The sequence below is a fragment of the Geodermatophilaceae bacterium NBWT11 genome (assembly GCA_014218215.1).
GTDB lineage: Bacteria > Actinomycetota > Actinomycetes > Mycobacteriales > Geodermatophilaceae > Klenkia.
The window spans coordinates 3432820-3449489 of the sequence record CP043652.1 but is presented as its reverse complement, the minus strand read 5'-3'; the positions used below and the strand labels follow the sequence as shown (position 1 = coordinate 3449489).

Annotated in this window: 14 protein-coding genes; 9 read left to right on the top strand and 5 right to left on the bottom strand. The window is 73.5% G+C overall.

Features of this window, described 5'->3' with window-relative positions; translation table 11 throughout:
- Nucleotides 1-2: 2 nt before the first annotated feature.
- Nucleotides 3-1421 (bottom strand): NAD(P)/FAD-dependent oxidoreductase, encoded by a 1419-nt coding sequence (locus F1C76_16725; protein QNG38002.1) that lies wholly within the window; start codon nt 1419-1421, stop codon nt 3-5.
- A 33-nt stretch (nt 1422-1454) separates the two neighbouring features.
- Here F1C76_16725 and F1C76_16720 point away from each other — a divergent pair, with 33 nt between their 5' ends.
- From F1C76_16720 to F1C76_16690, 7 genes are all read left to right on the top strand, one after another.
- A complete protein-coding gene (locus tag F1C76_16720; protein QNG38001.1) occupies nt 1455-1967 on the top strand; it encodes a flavin reductase in 513 nt (170 codons plus the stop codon).
- Between the two features lie 37 nt (nt 1968-2004).
- Nucleotides 2005-4605 (top strand): 7,8-didemethyl-8-hydroxy-5-deazariboflavin synthase, encoded by a 2601-nt coding sequence (locus tag F1C76_16715; protein ID QNG38000.1) that lies wholly within the window; start codon nt 2005-2007, stop codon nt 4603-4605.
- Between the two features lie 17 nt (nt 4606-4622).
- Entirely contained in the window at nt 4623-5051 is a 429-nt protein-coding gene (locus tag F1C76_16710) for a cupin domain-containing protein (protein QNG37999.1), read from the top strand.
- 263 nt (nt 5052-5314) lie between these two features.
- Nucleotides 5315-6034 (top strand): hypothetical protein, encoded by a 720-nt coding sequence (locus F1C76_16705; protein QNG37998.1) that lies wholly within the window; start codon nt 5315-5317, stop codon nt 6032-6034.
- Nucleotides 6035-6069: 35 nt separating this feature from the next.
- Complete coding sequence (locus tag F1C76_16700; GenBank protein QNG39321.1) at nt 6070-7530, top strand: glycosyltransferase family 2 protein; 1461 nt, start codon at nt 6070-6072, stop codon at nt 7528-7530.
- A 54-nt stretch (nt 7531-7584) separates the two neighbouring features.
- On the top strand, nt 7585-9261 hold the full coding sequence (locus tag F1C76_16695) for a DUF885 domain-containing protein (protein QNG37997.1): 1677 nt from the start codon (nt 7585-7587) through the stop codon (nt 9259-9261).
- A 9-nt stretch (nt 9262-9270) separates the two neighbouring features.
- A complete protein-coding gene (locus tag F1C76_16690; GenBank protein QNG37996.1) occupies nt 9271-10281 on the top strand; it encodes an NADPH:quinone reductase in 1011 nt (336 codons plus the stop codon).
- Nucleotides 10282-10380: 99 nt separating this feature from the next.
- Here the strand turns inward: F1C76_16690 and F1C76_16685 are convergent, their stop codons facing one another.
- The 3 genes from F1C76_16685 to F1C76_16675 are packed head-to-tail and all read right to left on the bottom strand — an operon-like array spanning nt 10381 to nt 13765.
- Nucleotides 10381-11541, bottom strand: coding sequence for an acyl-CoA dehydrogenase (locus tag F1C76_16685; protein QNG37995.1), 1161 nt, complete (start codon nt 11539-11541; stop codon nt 10381-10383).
- Nucleotide 11542: 1 nt separating this feature from the next.
- Entirely contained in the window at nt 11543-13540 is a 1998-nt protein-coding gene (locus F1C76_16680; GenBank protein ID QNG37994.1) for an acetyl/propionyl/methylcrotonyl-CoA carboxylase subunit alpha, read from the bottom strand.
- A gap of 45 nt (nt 13541-13585) precedes the next feature.
- Complete coding sequence (locus tag F1C76_16675) at nt 13586-13765, bottom strand: hypothetical protein (protein ID QNG37993.1); 180 nt, start codon at nt 13763-13765, stop codon at nt 13586-13588.
- 98 nt (nt 13766-13863) lie between these two features.
- On the opposite strand from F1C76_16675, the gene F1C76_16670 reads away from it, so the two are divergent.
- The gene (locus tag F1C76_16670) at nt 13864-14391 is read left to right on the top strand and encodes a ferritin (protein ID QNG37992.1); all 528 of its coding nucleotides are present in this window, start codon (nt 13864-13866) and stop codon (nt 14389-14391) included.
- Nucleotide 14392: 1 nt separating this feature from the next.
- Here F1C76_16670 and F1C76_16665 read toward each other — a convergent pair whose 3' ends face one another.
- Nucleotides 14393-16006 carry a methylcrotonoyl-CoA carboxylase gene (locus tag F1C76_16665; protein QNG37991.1) on the bottom strand — a complete coding sequence of 538 codons (1614 nt, stop codon included), beginning with the start codon at nt 16004-16006 and terminating at the stop codon, nt 14393-14395.
- A 68-nt stretch (nt 16007-16074) separates the two neighbouring features.
- On the opposite strand from F1C76_16665, the gene F1C76_16660 reads away from it, so the two are divergent.
- Nucleotides 16075-16668, top strand: a complete 594-nt coding sequence (locus tag F1C76_16660) for a TetR/AcrR family transcriptional regulator (GenBank protein QNG37990.1) — start codon at nt 16075-16077, stop codon at nt 16666-16668.
- The last annotated feature ends 2 nt before the right edge of the window (nt 16669-16670 follow it).

Genomic DNA, 16670 nt, shown 5'->3' with positions numbered 1-16670 from the left:
GGTCAGCCCTTCAGAGTCTCGAGCAGCCGCAGCCAGACCTCGTTCATCGTCGGGTAGGCCGGGACCGCGTGCCACAGCCGGCTGATCGGCACCTCGCCGACGACCGCGATGGTGGCCGCCTGCAGCATCTCCGAGACCCCGGGGCCCACGAACGTCAGCCCGACCAGCACCTGCCGGTCGGTGTCGACCACGGCGACGGCCTTGCCGCTGTAGCCGTCGGCGAACAGCGCGGAACCGGCGACGTTCCCGAGCTCGTACCGGACGACGGTGTGCGCCAGGCCCTGCTCCTCCGCCTGCGCCGCGGTGAGCCCGACCGAGGCGACCTGCGGGACGGAGAAGGTGACCTGCGGGGTGGCGGCGGCGTCGGCGGTGGCCACGAACGGCGACCAGTCGGCCATCGACACCTGCTCCCCGGTCGCCCGCGCGACGATCGCGGCGCCGGCCTGGCGGGCCTGGTACTTGCCCATGTGGGTGAGGAGCCGCCGGCCGTTGACGTCGCCGACGCCGTACAGCCAGTCGACCCCGCGCACCCGCAGGGTGTCGTCCACGTCCAGGTACTCCCCCGCGCTCAGCCCGACGGTGTCCAGGCCGATGTCCTCGGTGCGGGCCTTCCGGCCGGCGGCGACGAGGAACTCGTCCCCGCGCACCTCGCCGGCGCTGGTCACCACGACCACGTCGTCGCCGTCCTTGCGCACGGCGGACACCGAGGTGTTCAGCTGCACGTCGACCCCGCGGCCGCGCAGCGACTCGGCGACGGCCTCCCCGGCCTCGGGCTCCTGCCCGGCCAGCAGCCGCCCGCCGCGCTGGAGCAGGGTGACCTGCGAGCCCAGCGCCGACCACGCGGTGGCCATCTCCACCCCGACCACCCCGCCGCCCAGGATCACCAACCGACCGGGGGCCTGCTGGGCGCTGGTGGCCTCGCGGGCGGTCCAGACCTCGACGTCCTCGATGCCCTCCAGCGGCGGGACGGCGGCGTCCGAGCCGGTGCACACCGCGACCGAGTGCCGGGCGGTGAGCGTCGTGGTCGTGCCGTCCGCGGCCGTGACCACGACGGTCTTCTCCCCGTCGAGCCGGCCGGCGCCGCGGACCAGGGTGATGCCGGCGCCGGTGACCCACTCGGCCTGGCTCGAGTCGTCCCAGTTGCTGGTGAAGGAGTTGCGGCGCTCGAGGGTGGCGGCGACGTCCTGGTCACCGGTCACGGCCGCGGCGGCACCGGAGACCGCGCGGGCCTCGTCGAGCACCTCGGTGCCGCGCAGCAGCGCCTTGCTCGGCATGCAGGCCCAGTACGAGCACTCGCCCCCGATGAGCTCGCTCTCCACGATCGCGGCGCTCAGGCCGCCCTTGACGACGGCGTCCGCCACGTTCTCACCGGTCGAGCCGGCGCCGATCACGATCACGTCGAAGGTCTGGTCTGCAGTCACCGCTCCAGTCTCCGGGTGTGGTCGACTGGCCGCATGCCGGTCGAGGGGTCCGAGTTCGCCGCCGCGATGCGGCAGTACGCCGCCGGCGTGGTGCTGATGTGCGTGCGGGACGACATCGACGACGTGGGGACGACGGTGACCTCGGCGATGAGCGTCTCGGCGGACCCCCCGCTGGTCGCGGTCGCCCTGACCACCGACGGCTACCCCCACGAGGTGCTGGAGAGCGTCGGCTCGTGCGCGCTGAACGTGCTCGGCGTCCAGCACGAGATCCTGGCCAGCCGGTTCGCCTCCGCCGGTCGGCCCAGCGCCCGGCACCTGCTGGAGACCGTGCCGTGGCAGCGCGCGGAGCACAGCGGTGGGATCGTCCTGGACGACGCGGTGACCGCGCTGGACTGCCGGGTCGCCCAGCTCGTGCCGGCCGGGGACCACACCCTCGCCGTCCTCGAGGTGGTCGGCGTGCCGGTGCTGGAGGAGACCCGCGACCCGCTGCTGCGGCTGCGCGGCCGGTGGACCGACGGTGCGGGGCGGTCGTTCCGCCGCTCGTGACACCGGGTGTCGTACCGGAGGTCTAACTTCAGGGGCGATGACCGACTCCCCGTTCTCCGAGTCCGCCGTCCGCCGCGCCGTCGTCCGCGCCGAACGGGGCGCGACCCTGGACGCCGTCGAGGCCGAGACCCTGCTGCACGCCCGCGGGCTGGCCGAGGGCGAGCCGCTGGACCGGCTGCTCACCGCCGCCTCCCGGGTCCGCGACGCCGGCCTGGCCTCGGCCGGGCGCCCCGGGGTGGTCACCTACAGCCGCAAGGTGTTCATCCCGCTGACCCACCTGTGCCGCGACCGCTGCCACTACTGCACGTTCGTCACCACCCCGGGGCAGCTGCGGGCCGAGGGCAAGGCGCCGTTCCTGTCCCCCGACGAGGTGCTCGACGTCGCCCGGGCCGGCGCCGCGCTGGGCTGCAAGGAGGCGTTGTTCACCCTCGGCGACCGCCCGGAGGACCGCTGGCCGGTCGCGGCGCAGTGGCTGGAGGAGCACGGCTACGACTCCACGCTGGGCTACCTGCGGGCGATGGCGGTCCGGGTGCTGGAGGAGACCGGCCTGCTGCCGCACCTGAACCCCGGGGTGCTGTCGTGGGAGGAGGTCCAGCGGCTCAAGCCGGTGTCGGCCTCGATGGGCATGATGCTGGAGACCACCGCGACCCGGTTGTTCACCGAGCCCGGCGGCCCGCACTTCGGCTCCCCGGACAAGGACCCCGCCGTCCGACTGCGGGTGCTGGAGGACGCCGGCCGCTCCGCCGTCCCCTTCACCACCGGCGTCCTGCTGGGCATCGGGGAGACCCCGGCCGAGCGGGTCGACGCGGTGCTGGAGATCCGGGCCTCGGCGCAGAGGCACGGGCACGTGCAGGAGACGATCGTGCAGAACTTCCGGGCCAAGCGGCGGACCGCGATGGCCGCCACCGAGGACCTGGCGCTGCAGGAGTACGTGGCCGCGGTCGCCGTCACCCGCCTGCTGCTGGGCCCCAAGCACCGGGTGCAGGCGCCGCCGAACCTGACCGACCCCGCCGAGCTGGGCCTGCTGCTGCGGGCCGGGGTCGACGACTGGGGCGGGGTCTCCCCGCTGACGCCGGACCACGTCAACCCCGAGCGCCCCTGGCCGCACATCGACACCCTCGCCACCCTCACCGCCGAGGCCGGGTTCACCCTGCGCGAGCGGCTGGCTGCTCAGCCGCCCTACGTGGGCTCCCCCGAGCCCTGGCTGGACCCGCGGGTGCGCCCGCACGTCGCCGCGCTCGCCGGCCCGGACGGGCTGGCCGTGGAGGGCCGACTGCCCGTCGGGCTGCCCTGGCAGGAGCCCGACGAGGCCTGGGGCGGGACCGGCCGGGTCGACCTGCACACCGAGATCGACACCACCGGGCGGACCGGGGACCGGCGCAGCGACTTCGACGCCGTCTACGGCGACTGGTCCGAGCTGCGCGACCGCACGACCGCCGCCCGCGACGGGTCGTCCTCCGCGCTGCGGGTCGGTGACCCCGCGGTGCACGCCGCCCTGGGCCGCGCCGAGCTCGACCCGGCCGGGCTCACCGACGCCGAGTACCTCACCCTGCTCGGGGCCGACGGCGACGACCTGGAGGCGCTGACCGCGCTGGCCGACGCCGTGCGCCGGGACGTCAACGGCGACGACGTCACCTACGTCGTGAACCGCAACATCAACTTCACCAACGTCTGCTACACCGGCTGCCGGTTCTGCGCGTTCGCCCAGCGGCGCACCGACGCCGACGCCTACACGCTGTCCCTGGAGCAGGTCGGCGACCGGGTGGACGAGGCCTGGGCCGGCGGGGCGACCGAGATCTGCATGCAGGGCGGGATCCACCCCGACCTGCCCGGCACCGCCTACCTCGACCTCGCCCGGGAGGTGAAGCGCCGCCAGCCGGGCATCCACCTGCACGCCTTCTCCCCCATGGAGATCGTCAACGGCGCCGCCCGCACCGGGCTGTCGTTCCGGGAGTTCCTGCTGGCGGCCAAGGAGGCCGGGCTGGACTCGATCCCGGGGACGGCGGCGGAGATCCTCGACGACGAGGTCCGCTGGGTGCTGACCAAGGGCAAGCTGCCCAGCGCGACCTGGCTGGAGATCGTGGAGACCGCCCACTCGGTGGGCCTGCCCTCGACCTCCACGATGATGTACGGCCACGTCGACACCCCCGCGCACTGGGTCGCGCACCTGCGCACGCTGGCCGCGCTGCAGGACCGCACCGGCGGGTTCCGGGAGTTCGTGCTGCTCCCGTTCGTGCACCACAACTCCCCCATCTACCTGGCCGGGGTCGCCCGCCCGGGCCCGACGATGCGGGAGAACCGGGCGGTGCACGCGGTCGCCCGGCTGCTGCTGCACGGCCGGATCGACAACGTGCAGACCTCCTGGGTCAAGCTCGCCGAGGCCGGCACGCACGCCGTGCTGCAGGGCGGGGCCAACGACCTCGGCGGGACGCTGATGGAGGAGACCATCAGCCGGATGGCCGGCAGCGAGAACGGGTCGCTGAAGACCATCGCCGAGCTGGAGGCGATGGCCGCCGCGATCGGCCGCCCGGCCCGCCAGCGCACCACCGAGTACGGCGCCCCGTCGGCCGAGCGGCTGGCCACCGCCCGCAGCGACGCCGGCCGCCGTGCGCTGACCCTGCAGATCACCCCCGCCTGAGCCCCCGGAGACCCGCGATGACCGATCCCTGGCACCAGCCGCTGCGGCACGTGCGGGCCACCGAGCTGTCCGAGGACACCGGCCAGACCGGCGGCATGCGCCGCCGCGAGGCGGTGTCGGCGCGCACCGTCGGCTCACAGCGGCTGTGGATGGGCCAGACGCACGTCGCGCCGCACACGAACTCCGGGGACCACCACCACGGGGACTCCGAGACCTCGATCTACGTCGCGGTCGGCCACCCGGTGTTCGTCTTCGCCCGGGACGGCGCCGAGGTCCGGCTCGAGACCTCGCCCGGGGACTACGTGTTCGTGCCGCCCTTCGTGCCGCACCGGGAGGAGAACCCGACCGGCGAGGAGGCCGTGGTCGTCATCGCCCGCAGCAGCCAGGACGCGATCGTGGTCAACCTGCCCGGGCTCATCGCCGTCGAGCCCCCTGCGGGGGACTGACGCCACACGTCTGCGCCCGGCGCGGTCACCGGGCGTGAGCGCCCGGCGCCGTCGGCGGCGGTCACCGTGACGCCCGCGGGTGCACCTGGGCCGGCAACCTCCCCCCAAAGGCTGGAGTCGCTCCAGCACCGTTGACGCCGTCTCACGCTGTGTCACACCCTGCTCACTGAACGCCTGCTACCGCAGGTGGAGCAGGGGTCGCCGTCGCCCCCGTCGCTCATCTCCGAGCGACGCACCCGCGTCGCGACCGAAGAGGACGTCCCGTGATCCCACGTGCCGGTCGCACCCGACCGACCCGACTCGGCCCGGTGCTGGTGCGCGCCGGCGTCGTGCTGCTGACCGCAGGCGCGCTCAGCGCCTGCCAGCTGCCCGACGTCAGCATGAGCCCCCCGATGTCCGACAGCACGCCCGCGGCCACACCCCGCGCGACCGCCTCCCCCACGGCCACCGCCACGCCGACGGCCGACGCCGCCGAGGTCGACGCCGCGGCAGCCGAGGCCGCCGCCCTGGAGGCCGCCGCCACCCCCGTCCGCCCGCCGGGCGAGCTCGACGTCGGCTCGACCACCCACGTGGTGCCCGCCGGTGACCGCGACCTCGTCGTGGACTGGTGGACCGACCAGACGGCCGTCGACTGGACCGCCGGCGACCCGAAGACCCTGCAGCTGTCCGCGCACCTCGAGGGCGGCTCCGACGACGAGGTCCTGGTGCTGGTCACCCGCTTCGCCGCCGTGCTGGACGACGGGGTCACCCGCACCCAGGTCGACGAGGACCTCGGGGAGTTCGTCATCTCCGCGCCCTACACCTACGGCACGGTGCTGACCCTGCCGCCCTCGGACTCCGCGGCGACGTCGCTGTCGGTGTCCCTGCAGTTCGACCTGCTCGTGGAGACCGAGCCGGGTTCCGAGCGCTACTTCCGCCAGACCGTGATGGACACCCTCGTCCTCCCCCTCACCACCACTGCAGCCGAGCAGGAGACCCCGTGACCGAGATCGCCGTCCCCGACGTGACCACGCGCGGCATGCGCCGGTCCACCGACCGGGTCACCCTGCTGGCCCGCAGCGGAGGGGCCGACGTCCCCGACGTGTCGACCCTGGTGCCCGAGCAGTTCGCCGACCGCCGCGGGATGGCCTCCCGCCGGCACGCGACCATCGCCTGCGTCATCCCGGCCTACAACGAGCAGTCGACGATCCACGCCGTCCTGACCTCGATCCTGTCCCAGACCCGGCCGCCGGACACGATCCACGTCGTCATCAACAACACCGACGACGACACCGGCGAGATCGCCGCGGAGTTCGTCGGCGAGCACGAGCGCACCGTCAAGGGCCAGACCTACTCGACCGTCGTGCACGTGCACGACATCGGGGTCAACCCGGACAAGAAGGTCGGCGCGCTGAACTTCGGCTACTACGTCAGCCGCGGCCACGACTACATCCTCGGCGTGGACGGCGACACCACCCTCGACCGCTTCTGCGTCGAGTGGATGGAGAAGGAGATGGTGACCGACCAGCGCATCGGCGGTCTGTCGGCCATCTACTCCTTCGACAAGTCCACCGTGAAGGGCCCGATGGCGCGGTTCCTGGTCGCCGGGCAGCGCGCCCAGTTCGCCGGCTTCAACATGGACAACCTGGTCCGTGGCCGGAACATGGCCGTGCTCGGCGGGCAGTGCTCGCTGTTCAGCGTGCGCGCCCTCGAGCAGGTCATGTACCTCAACCACCAGGCCGCCCCCTGGGTGCGCGACTCCGAGGTCGAGGACTCCAAGCTCTCCCTGCAGATCAAGGACGCCGGGTACAGCACCAAGATCAGCGCCCGCGCCCGGGCGAACGTGGGGCCGATGGAGACCCTCCGGTCGCTGCACGGCCAGCAGGTGAAGTGGAACTACGGCGGCATCGACCTGCTGTGGCCCGGCCAGCGCGGGGACACCAAGGGCCAGCCCATGCACCCGAACCTGCGGCTGCGCTGGTACGAGAACCTGGCGATGGTCTTCAACATCTTCAGCCGGATGGCCTTCCTCCTGCTGCTGGCCGCGGCCCTGAGCATCGACGCCTTCGTGTTCAACCCGATCTGGCTGATCCCGCCGGTCGTGGCGACCTGCCTGAACCTGCGGATCGCGGCCTCCATGCACGACAAGAGCGGGTCGGACATCTTCTACGCCCTGCTCGTGGTGCCCGCCGAGGCCTACATGTGGCTGCGGATGGGGCACTTCCTCACCGCGTGGACGCAGTTCTTCGCCCGCTCGGACAAGGACAACTGGGCCGCCCAGGCCGCCGCCGAGCGTGGTCGCGGTTCGGCCTACGTCATGCCGCTGATCTGCGCCGTCGTCACCTTCGCGGTGCTGATCTTCGCCTGGAGCCAGCAGAGCGTGCAGCTGCAGTCTGCGATCCTCTCCATCGGCTGGCCGGTGCTCTACCTGCTGACGGTGCTGCAGACCGTCTTCATGCTCAAGAAGCTGGTCCGCCGCCAGCGCGGCTTCCAGGTCTGAGCGGTCGCCCGGCCGGCCCCCCACGGGCCGGCCGGGCTCTATAGCGTGCGGGGCGTGAGCGCTCCCGCCCGACCCCCGTCCGCACTCGACGCCGTCGCCGACTCCTTCGTCGACGCGTACGCCGCCGCCGTCCCCGAGGTCGCCACGTACATCGGCGTCCCCGGGCACGACGACCGGTGGAGCGACCACTCCCCCGCGGGCCGGGCCGCGCTGGCCGACCTGCTGCGGACGACGATCGAGCAGGTGCGCGCCTGCGAGCCGGTCGACCACCGGGACGCCGTGGCCCGCACCGCGATGGTCGAGCAGCTGTCCTCCGAGCTGGCCCTGCTGGACTCCGGGTGGGCCGCGGCGAGCCTGAACAGCATGGAGTGCCCGCTGCAGGACTTCCGGCAGACCTTCGACGTGATGCCCGTGGACACCGACGAGGACTGGGCCGTGGTCACCCGCCGGCTGACCGCCCTCCCCGCCGCTATGGAGCAGTACCTCGAGGGTCTGGACGCCGCCGCGGCCGACGGGAAGGTCACCGCCGCCCGGCAGGTCCGGCTCACCGCCGCCCTGGCCCGCACCTGGGCCGGCACCCCGCACGTCCCGGGCTTCTTCACCACCTTCACCGCCCCGGCCCCCGCCACCTTGCGCGCCGAGCTCGACCGCGCGGTCGAGGGCGCGCACGACGCGTTCCTGCGCTTCGCCGAGCACGTCGAGCGCGAGCTGCTGCCCCTGGCCCCGGAGCGCGACGGGGTGGGCCGTGAGCGCTACGAGATGGAGTCCCGGTACTTCACCGGCACCGCGCTGGACCTGGAGGAGACCTACGCCTGGGGCTGGCAGGAGCTGGCCCGGATCGTGGCGGAGAAGGCGGCGGTCGCCGAGTCGATCGCGCCCGGGCGGGGGTTCGCCGGCGCGGTCGAGGTGCTCGACGCCGACCCGGCCCGCCAGGTCCGCGGCCGCGCGGCCCTCCAGCAGTGGCTGCAGGACACGGCGGACGCGGCGATCACCGCCCTGCACGGGGTGCACGTCGACGTCCCCGAGCCCGTACGGGTGATCGAGGGCCGACTGACCCCGACCGCCGGCGGCGGCGTCTACTACTCCAGCCCCACCGAGGACTTCAGCCGACCGGGACGCATGTGGTGGTCGCTGCCCGAAGGCGTGGAGGACATGACCACCTGGCGGGAGACGACCACGGTCTTCCACGAGGGCGTGCCCGGGCACCACCTGCAGATCGGGCAGGCGGTCTACAACTCCGCGCTGCTCAACCGGTGGCAGCGGGTGCTCTTCTTCTGCTCCGCGCACGGCGAGGGGTGGGCGCTCTACGCCGAGCGCCTCATGGGCGAGCTCGGCTTCCTCGACGACCCCGGTGACCGGCTGGGCATGCTCGACGCCCAGGAGCTGCGCGCCGCGCGGGTGGTCCTGGACATCGGGGTGCACCTGGACCTGCCGATCCCCCCTGGCCACGGCATCACCGCCGACCGGTGGGGCTACGACGTCGCGCTGCAGTTCCTCCGCGACCACGTCTCCATGGAGGACCAGATGCTGGTCGACGAGCTGCACCGCTACCTGGGCTGGCCGGGCCAGGCGCCGGTCTACAAGGTCGGCGAGCGGGTCTTCCTGACCTGCCGCGAGCAGGCCCGCGCCCGCCACGGGGACGCCTTCGACCTCAAGGCCTGGCACCAGGCCGTGCTGGACCTCGGCCCGCTGGGACTGGGTCAGCTGGCCGACGAGCTCGACCGGCTGTAGGCAGGTCCCGTGCGAGCGATCACCTACACCGAGACCGGTGGCCCCGACGTCCTGCAGCTGACCGACCGACCCACCCCGGAGCCGGGGCCCGGGGAGGTGCGGGTGCGGCTGGCGTTCTCCGGGGTCAACCCGACCGACTGGAAGTCCCGCAGCACCGCCGACCCCGGCGAGGCCGGGAAGACCCCGAACCAGGACGGCGCCGGCACGATCGACGCCGTCGGTGCGGGCGTGTCCCCCGACCGGGTCGGCGAGCGGGTCTGGGTCTGGGAGGCCGCCTGGCAACGCCCGACCGGGACCGCGGCCGAGCAGACCGTCGTCCGCGAGGAGCAGGCCGTACCGCTCGGCGAGCACTCCTTCGAGCTCGGTGCCGCACTGGGCATCCCGTTCATGACCGCGCACCGGTGCCTGACCGTGGCCGAGCACCTGCCCCGCCACCTGGCTCCCGGGTCGCTGGCCGGGGTGGCCGTGCTGGTGCAGGGCGGGGCCGGCGCGGTGGGCAACGCGGCGATCCAGCTCGCCCGCTGGGCCCGGGCCACCGTCATCACCACCGTCAGCTCGCCGGAGAAGGCTGCGCTGGCCCGCGCCGCGGGCGCCGAGCACGTCGTGGACTACCGGCAGGAGGACGTCGCCGCCCGGGTGCGCGAGATCGCCCCCGACGGCGTGCAGGCCGTGGTCGAGGTGTCCATCCGGGCCAACGCCGAGCTCGACACGAAGGTCGTCGCTCAGCACGCCTCGATCGCGGTCTACGCCGACGACGGCGGCCCGGAGTTCAGCGCCCCCACCCGGGCGTTCATGGCGCTCAACACCCGGTTCCAGTTCGTGATGGTCTACACGGCCCCGGCCGAGGCGAAGGCCCAGGCGGTCACCGACATCACCGCCGCGCTGGCCGCCGGGGCGATCCGGGTGGGCGAGGACGCCGGGCTGCCGCTGCACACCCACCCGCTGGCCGAGACCCCCGCCGCGCACCAGGCGGTGCAGGACGCCGTCGTCGGCAAGGTGCTCATCGACGTCACCGCCTGAGCGCGCCGCCCTCACGAACGACCGGCCGCCCTCACCAGCGTTGGTGGGGGCGGCCAGGCTTCGATCAGGTCACCTGATCCACGCTGCGGGCGGGCGGGGTCAGGCGCCGACGCCGAGGGAGCGGGCGATGAGCATCCGCTGGACCTCGCTGGTGCCCTCGCCGATCTCCAGGATCTTGGCGTCGCGGTAGAACCGGCCGACCGGGAACTCGTTCATGAAGCCGTAGCCGCCGTGCACCTGGGTGGCGTACCGGGCGTTCTCCATGGCCATCTCCGAGCTGTAGAGCTTGGCGATGGCGGCCTCGCGCTTGAACGGCTCGCCGCGCAGCATCTTCTCCGCGGCCCGGTAGTAGGCCAGCCGGGCGGTCGACGCCCGCACCTCCATGTCGGCGATCATGAACGCGACCGCCTGGTTCTTGCCGATCGCCTGCCCGAACGCCTCGCGCTCGCCGGCGTACTTCACGCTCTCGTCCACGCAGCCCTGGCACAGCCCGACGGCCAGCGCGGCGATCGCGATCCGGCCCTCGTCGAGGATCTGCAGGAACTGGGCGTAGCCGCGGCCCCGCTCGCCGACCAGGTTCTCCTCGGGCACCCGGACGTCGGTGAAGGACAGCTCGCGGGTGTCGGAGGCGTTCCAGCCGACCTTGGAGTACCGCTGTCCGACGACGAACCCCGGCGTGCCGGACGGGACGAGGATCGCCGAGATCTCCTTGCCGCCGTCGGGCCGGGTGCCGGTGACCGCGGTGACGGTGACCAGCTCGGTGAGCTCGGTGCCGGAGTTGGTGATGAAGGACTTGGACCCGTTGACCACCCAGTGGCCGTCCTCGAGCCGGGCGGTGGTGCGGGTGGAGCCGGCGTCGGAGCCGCCGCCTGCCTCGGTGAGCCCGAAGGCACCCAGCGCCTCACCGGCGCAGAGCCTCGGCAGCCACTCCTTCTTCTGCTCCTCGGTGCCGAACCGGAACAGCGGCATGGCGCCCAGCGACACCCCGGCCTCCAGCGTGATCGCCACCGAGGAGTCGACCCGGGCCAGCTCCTCCAGCGCCACGCAGAGGGTGAAGTAGTCGCCCCCGGAGCCGCCGTACTCCTCCGGGAAGGGCAGCCCGAACAGCCCGAGCTCGCCCATCTGCCGCACGATCGCGGTGGGGAACTCGTCGGCCTCGTAGAAGGCCCCGATCTGCGGGCGCACGACCTCGTTGGCGAACTCGCGGACCATCGTCCGCAGCGCCTCGGTCTCGGTGTCCAGCCGGTAGTCCAGTGCCATCTCAGCTCTCCTGCTCGGACGCCGACGGTGGGGTCACCACGGCCAGCGTCTCGTCCAACCGGACCTGCTGGCCGGTCGTCACCGCGAGCTCGGTGACCGTGCCGTCGATCGGCGCGGTCAACACGTGCTCCATCTTCATCGCCTCGACGACGAGCAGCGGGGTCCCCGCCGTCACCTCGTCGCCGACACTCGCGCGCACGACGGTGACCGTCCCGGGCATCGGTGCGGTCACCGCCCCGTCGCCGCCGGCCGCCGCACCGGCCGGGGCCAGCCGCTCGACCTCGCGGAAGGGCAGCGCGTACCCCTCCACGCCCAGCCACACCGTGCCGCCGTCCCGGGCGGTGGCGTACCGGGTGGTGACGTCGTCCAGGGCGACCGCGAGCCGGCCGTCCTCCCGCCAGACCCGGGCCCGCTGCGGGGCGCCGTCGCCGACCCGGACCTCGGCGGCGGCCGCCCGCCCCCGGGTGCGGACGACGACCGGCTCGCCGCCGGGAACCGTCAGCGTGCGCGGGGTCCAGGCGTGCTCGCCGACCCGCCACCCACCGGGCACCGTCCACGGGTCCACGACGGCACCGGTGGGCTCGGACTCCAGCAGCAGCGCGAGCGCAGCGGCCGCGAAGGCGGTCGGCGGCGGGTCGTCGGTGCGGGTCAGTGCCGCACCCCTGCGCTCGATCAGCCCGGTGTCCAGGTCGCCGGCGACGACGTCGGGGTCGGCCAGCAGGGCGCGGAGGAAGACGGTGTTGGTGGTCAGCCCGAGCACCACGGTGCGGCCGAGTGCGGCGACCAGCCGGGCCCGGGCGGTCTCCCGGGTGGGGCCCCAGGCGATCACCTTGGCCAGCATGGGGTCGTAGTCGGTGCCGACCACGCCGCCCTCGACCAGCGAGCTGTCCACCCGCACGCCCTCGCCGGTGGGCTCGGTCAGGGCGAGCACCGTGCCGGCTTGCGGCAGGAAGCCCCGGGAGGGGTCCTCGGCGTAGAGCCGGGCCTCGACGGCGTGCCCGTCCAGCGACACGTCGGCCTGCTCGAAGGGCAGCTGCTCCCCCGCCGCGACCCGCACCTGCAGCTCGACCAGGTCCAGCCCGGTGACCAGCTCGGTGACCGGGTGCTCGACCTGCAGCCGGGTGTTCATCTCCAGGAAGAAGAAGTCCCGCGGGTTGTCGGCGTCGACGATGAACTCCACCGTGCCGGCGCCGGTGTAGCCGACCGCGGCCGCGGCGTCGACGGCGGCCTTGCCCATCGCCGCGCGCATCCGCGGGGTCAGCAGCGGGGACGGCGCCTCCTCGACCACCTTCTGGTGCCGGCGCTGCAGGGAGCACTCCCGCTCCCCGAGGTGGACGACGCTGCCGTGCGTGTCGCCCATGACCTGCACCTCGACGTGCCGGCTGTTGCCGACGTACCGCTCGACCAGCAGCGTGTCGTCACCGAAGGAGCCGCGGGCCTCGCGGCGGGCGCCGGCGATCTGCTCGGGCAGCTCGTCGGCCGACCGGACCACGCGCATGCCCTTGCCGCCGCCGCCGGCCGAGGGCTTGAGGAGCACCGGGAAGCCGGCCTCGACGGCGGCGGCGGCCACCGCGTCGTCGTCCATGCCGGGCTCGCTGGACCCGGGGACGACGGGGACCCCGGCGGCCTGCACCGTCGCCTTCGCCCGGATCTTGTCGCCCATGGCCTCGATCGCGGCGACCGGCGGGCCGATGAAGGTGATCCCGGCGGCCTCCAGGGCGCGGGCGAACTCGACGTTCTCCGACAGGAAGCCGTAGCCGGGGTGCACGGCCTGGGCGCCGGTGCGTCGACAGGCCTCGAGCACCCGCTCGATCGACAGGTAGCTCTGCGCGGCCGGGGCCGGGCCGATGGGCACGGCGACGTCGGCGACCCGGGTGTGCAGCGCCCCGGCGTCGGCCTCGCTGTAGACGGCGACGGAGCGGATGCCCATGGACCGCAGGGTCCGGATCACCCGGACGGCGATCTCCCCGCGGTTGGCGACGAGCACGGTCTGGAACATCACGCGTCTCCCGACTCGGGGCCGGACGACGCGGGCAGTGCGGGCTCAGGCCGCCTTGCGGAGGATCGCGTCGGCCTTGCCCACCTTGACCAGCTGGCGCTTCTTGACCGTGTAGCCCGCGGGGAGCGTCCCCTCGGCGAGCATCCGCAGCGGACAGCGGCCGCAGCGCGGCTTGTCGACACAGCACTTCTTCTTCGGCATGCGCTGCTTGGCCTTGGAGGACACACGGTGAGGTTAGCCATGCCTACCTCCGGCGTCCAGGGGCCGTCGGCGGTGCCCGGTACGGTCGTCGCGACGTCCGCCGCACCGACAGAGGAGCCCCCGTGGCAGCCGAGGCCTTCATCGCCCAGCTCAACCAGCAGATCGGCCACGAGTTCGCCGCGCACCAGCAGTACGTGGCCTGCGCCGTCTACTACGACCAGCAGACGATGCAGCAGACCGCGCAGCTGTTCTTCGACCAGGCCGCCGAGGAGCGCAGCCACGCGATGATGATGGTGCGCTACCTGCTCGACGCCGACGCCGAGGTGCGCATCCCGGCGCTGCCGGCCCCGATCAACGACTTCTCCGACGTGGTCGCGCCGATCGCGCTGGCCCTGGAGCAGGAGAAGCGGGTCACCCAGCAGATCAACGAGCTGACCCGGATCGCCCGCGAGCAGTTCGACTTCGCCTCCGACCAGTTCATGCAGTGGTTCATCAAGGAGCAGGTCGAGGAGGTCAGCAAGATGAGCGACCTGCTGGCCGTGGCCAAGCGGAGCGCGCACGACGTCGAGCAGATCGAGGACTACGTGCAGCGCGAGGCCGCCGCCGGCGAGGGCGTCGACCCGACCGCACCGCGCGCCGCGGGCGTCTAGGTCACATCCGGAAGACGCCATAACCCACCTCCTCGAGGGGGGCGTGGGAGACCGCCGACAGCGCGAGGCCCAGCACGGTCCGGGTGTCGGCGGGGTCGATCACGCCGTCGTCCCAGAGCCGGGCGGTGGCGTGGTACGGGTGCCCCTGCGCCTCGTACTGCTCGCGGACCGGGGCCTTGAAGGCCTCCTCGTCCTCGGCCGACCACCCCTCCCCGCGGGACTCCAGCCCGTCACGGCGGACGGTGGCGAGCACGCTGGCGGCCTGCTCCCCGCCCATCACCGAGATCCGGGCGTTGGGCCAGGTCCACAGGAAGCGCGGGGAGTAGGCCCGACCGCACATCGAGTAGTTCCCGGCCCCGAAGGAGCCGCCGATGACCACGGTCAGCTTGGGCACCCGGGCGCAGGCGACCGCGGTGACCATCTTGGCGCCGTGCTTGGCGATGCCGCCGGCCTCGTAGTCGCGGCCGACCATGAAGCCGCTGATGTTCTGCAAGAACAGCAGCGGGACCTTCCGCTTGTCGCACAGCTCGATGAAGTGCGCGCCCTTGACCGCGGACTCCCCGAACAGGATGCCGTTGTTGGCCACGATGCCCACCGGGTGGCCGTGGATCCGGGCGAAGCCGGTGACCAGGGTCTGCCCGTAGAGGGCCTTGAACTCGTGGAACCGGCTGCCGTCGACCAGCCGGGCGATGACCTCGCGGACGTCGTAGGGCGTGCGGCTGTCCGGGGGGACGACGTCGTAGAGCGACTCCGCCGGGAAGGCGGGCTCCTCGACGGGTTCGACGTCCCACGGCGGGGGCGTGACCGGGCCGAGCGTGCCGACGATCTGCCGGACGATCTGCAGGGCATGCGCGTCGTCGTCGGCCAGGTGGTCGGTGACCCCGCTGACCCGGCTGTGCAGGTCTCCCCCGCCCAGGTCCTCGGCGGTGACCACCTCGCCGGTCGCGGCCTTCACCAGCGGCGGGCCGCCCAGGAAGATCGTGCCCTGGTCGCGGACGATGACCGCCTCGTCGCTCATCGCCGGCACGTAGGCCCCGCCGGCGGTGCACGAGCCCATCACCGAGGCGATCTGGGGGATCCCGCGGCGGGACATCTGGGCCTGGTTGTAGAAGATCCGGCCGAAGTGCTCGCGGTCGGGGAAGACCTCGTCCTGCAGCGGCAGGAACGCCCCGCCGGAGTCGACCAGGTAGACGCACGGCAGGTGGTTCTGCAGCGCGATCTCCTGCGCCCGCAGGTGCTTCTTCACCGTCATCGGGTAGTACGTGCCGCCCTTGACGGTGGCGTCGTTGGCCACCACGACCACCTCGCGACCAGACACCCGGCCGACCCCGGTGACGATCCCGGCCCCGGGGGCGGCACCGTCGTAGAGGCCGTGTGCGGCCAGCGGCGAGAGCTCCAGGAACGGGCTGCCGGGGTCGAGCAGGGCGTCCACCCGGTCGCGGGGCAGCAGCTTGCCGCGGGCCACGTGCTTGGCGCGGGCGCGCTCCCCTCCCCCCTCGGCGACCTGCGCGAGGGCCGCGGCGAGGTCGTCGGCCAGGGCCCGGTGGGCCGCCGCGTTGCGGGCGGGGGCCTCGGGGTCGGCGGGCGGGGCGCTGGCGAGCACCGGTGCATCCACGGCGTCGATGTTAACCGTGGTTCACGTCCGTGACCACCCCCGGGGTGAACAGCGGTTAACCTGTGGGCATGGCCGAGCAGGACAGTGCGCTGCACGTCGACGCCGGGCGGCCCTCGCGCCGCGAGCAGATCCTGCGCGCCGCCGCCCAGCTGTTCGCCGAGCGCGGCTCGCGCAGCGTCGGGGTGGACGACGTCGGGGCCGCCGTCGGCGTGACCGGCCCGGCCATCTACCGGCACTTCGCGAGCAAGGACGCGATGCTGGCCGAGATGCTGGTGCGGATCAGCGAGCGGCTGCAGGCCGGTGGGGCCACCGTCGTCGCCGGGGCCGGGGACGACCCCGAGGCCCAGCTGGACGCGCTGATCGCCTTCCACGTCGACTTCGCCCTGGACAACCCGGCGCTGATCACCGTGCAGGACCGTGACCTCGGCGCCCTCGAGGAGTCCGACGCCGCGAAGGTCCGCCGGCTGCAGCGCCGCTACGTCGAGGAGTGGGTCGCCGTCCTCGGCCGGCGCGACCCGGCCGCCGCCACCGCCGACTGCCGGGCGCGGGCGCACGCGGTGTTCGGGTTGATCAACTCCACCCCGCACAGCGCGGGCCGGTTGTCCCGGCCGGCCATGGCGGCCCTGCTGACCGCGATGGCCCGGGCCGCCGCGACCGTCTGAGC

What these genes read in the sequence shown, in the direction of transcription:
- F1C76_16720 (QNG38001.1), top strand. Translation starts at nt 1,455, where the DNA reads ATGCCGGTCGAGGGGTCCGAGTTCGCCGCCGCGATGCGGCAGTACGCC.
- F1C76_16715 (QNG38000.1), top strand. Translation starts at nt 2,005, where the DNA reads ATGACCGACTCCCCGTTCTCCGAGTCCGCCGTCCGCCGCGCCGTCGTC.
- F1C76_16710 (QNG37999.1), top strand. Translation starts at nt 4,623, where the DNA reads ATGACCGATCCCTGGCACCAGCCGCTGCGGCACGTGCGGGCCACCGAG.
- F1C76_16700 (QNG39321.1), top strand. Translation starts at nt 6,070, where the DNA reads ATGCGCCGGTCCACCGACCGGGTCACCCTGCTGGCCCGCAGCGGAGGG.
- F1C76_16685 (QNG37995.1), bottom strand. Translation starts at nt 11,541, where the DNA reads ATGGCACTGGACTACCGGCTGGACACCGAGACCGAGGCGCTGCGGACG.
- F1C76_16680 (QNG37994.1), bottom strand. Translation starts at nt 13,540, where the DNA reads ATGTTCCAGACCGTGCTCGTCGCCAACCGCGGGGAGATCGCCGTCCGG.
- F1C76_16660 (QNG37990.1), top strand. Translation starts at nt 16,075, where the DNA reads ATGGCCGAGCAGGACAGTGCGCTGCACGTCGACGCCGGGCGGCCCTCG.